Origin of the sequence: Sulfuricurvum sp. RIFOXYD12_FULL_44_77, from assembly GCF_001830725.1 — a bacterium.
Classification (GTDB): Bacteria; Campylobacterota; Campylobacteria; order Campylobacterales; family Sulfurimonadaceae; genus Sulfuricurvum; species Sulfuricurvum kujiense_A.
Window position 1 is genome coordinate 1 of sequence record NZ_MIBU01000050.1, and the last position, 2022, is coordinate 2022.

Annotated in this window: 2 protein-coding genes and 1 pseudogene; all 3 read right to left on the bottom strand. The window is 48.6% G+C overall.

Annotated elements, in window-relative coordinates; translation table 11 throughout:
* Window positions 1-10: 10 nt before the first annotated feature.
* A pseudogene (locus A2517_RS02385) lies at window positions 11-199 on the bottom strand (type II toxin-antitoxin system HicA family toxin).
* A 31-nt stretch (window positions 200-230) separates the two neighbouring features.
* Window positions 231-1484 carry an exodeoxyribonuclease VII large subunit gene (gene xseA, locus A2517_RS02390; protein WP_294893770.1) on the bottom strand — a complete coding sequence of 418 codons (1254 nt, stop codon included), beginning with the start codon at window positions 1482-1484 and terminating at the stop codon, window positions 231-233.
* 4 nt (window positions 1485-1488) lie between these two features.
* Window positions 1489-2022, bottom strand: a 534-nt coding sequence (locus A2517_RS02395; RefSeq protein WP_294893771.1) for a ubiquinone/menaquinone biosynthesis methyltransferase, incomplete at its 5' end; no start/stop codon positions are given.

Here is a 2022-nt window from a genome sequence, read left to right on the forward strand (position 1 = left end):
AGCGCATCATTTATTCCTCCTTGAGTCCAGCTTGTTTCATAATCGCCCGTACCAGCCCGATGCCCAAATCTTTTTTAGGATGGGGTACGGTGACTCAACCAGCTTTGGTCGGATGTTTGAACTGATGGTGGCTTCCGCGCACGGCAACCAATATCCAACCATCGGCTAACATCTTTTTGATTAATTCCGAACTTTTCATGAGACTATTATACTTACTATACACACTATTGTCAAATAACGGTTATCTCAACCACTTCCGCCCGTACAATGCGATGATCATTCATCGCATCAAACCGATCTCCGACACTGAGCACATCCAAATCAATCACTTTTCCCTCACGGGCGATCTGTGCAAAGCCGCTTTTGTTTTTATTCTTCGGGTGATTGGCGTTAAACCCTTCTGTAAGTTGGCTAATCATAAACTGCTTTTGTCGCAGTGTTGATTCGATGCTTTGCGTTAACCGCTCCATCAGAGGAGCAATCTCACGTCTGCTTTGCTCCAACCGCTGTGCCATCTGTCGATCCAAACGCTCTCGAAGCTCTTTAAGCAGCTCGCGCTGTACCTCTAAACGATGTTCTACCCCATGACGTTTAAACGCCTCTTGCATAGAGGTGAGCTGTTCACGTTTGCGCTCCAGCCGTTGAGTAATCATCCCGTAAGCTCCGAAGCGGATTTCGTCGATATTTTGAAACAGTTCGTTTTGATCGGGGAGAAGCATCTGCATCGCCGCACTCGGTGTCGGAGCGCGCATATCAGAGACGTAGTCGCTGATGACCCAGTCGATCTCGTGCCCCACTGCCGACATTACGGGAGTGTTCATCGCGAAAATGGCATCGGCAACAATCTCCTCGTTAAATGCCCATAAATCCTCGATACTTCCCCCGCCCCGTCCGACAACGACCGCATCCGCGTTTAAGGTATCGGCATAGAGGAGAGCATTGGCTATTTGTCCCGCCGCACTAGAGCCTTGAACCAATACATCCAAAACGATGAGTTTGACCAGCGGCCATCGATGTGAGGCGACTCTCTGCATATCTTGCAATGCGGCACCTGTCGCGGAGGTAACTAAAATAATCGTTTGTGGGAACTTAGGAAAACTTTTTTTACGCGTCGGGTCGAAGTACCCTTTGGCTTCCAACTTTTGTTTGAGTTGCTCAAACGCTACCGCCAAAGCCCCCGCACCGTAAGGCTCGGCACTGAATGCGTTAATCTGATATTCACCGCGCGGTTTGTAGAGGGAGAGTGCCCCGTGGAGGATGATATGTGCCCCCTCTTCGAGAGAGAACTTGAGTCGTGCGGCGTTCCCCTTGAACATGACACATTTGATGGCAGAATCGTTATCTTTGAGGGTGAAGTAGATGTGTCCGCTGCCGTGCTTGGTGACGCGGGAGAGTTCCCCCTCGACACTGACAAATTCAAAAGAGGTCTCTAGTAGCGTCTTAATCTGCTCATTGAGAGAAGAAACACTGAGAGTTGTAGCCATTAGGTTACTTTTTACGGGCGATCATCAACGTCGAAATATCCATTGAAAAGCTTTTAGTATAGAGCATCTCAAATCCCGCTTCTTCAAGCTCACGAGACATTTTTCCTACGGTCAAAAAACCTTCGATAGAGTCAGGTAGATAGCGGTATGCTTCGTAGTTGTTAGAGATCAATCCGCCGATGCGGGGGAGGATGTTGTTCATATACCAATCACGCACTTTTCCGAGCATTGAGGGGTTTTCATTCTTCATAAACTCCAAAATAACGACAAGCCCCCCCGGTTTAAGAACGCGATTAAATTCATGGAGCCCCTCTTGACGCTCTACGACATTACGGATTCCGTACGAAATACTGATGATATCGGCAGAACTGTCCTCTTTGGGAAGCTCTGTCGCAGGGGCAATGTGAAACGACATATCCGGAAACTTTTCACGTCCTACTCCAACCATCCCCTCACTAGGATCAATCCCGACAATCCGATCAACAACCAATCCCGCTTTATCGGCACGGCGTTTCCAATACCCCATCATATCGCCCGT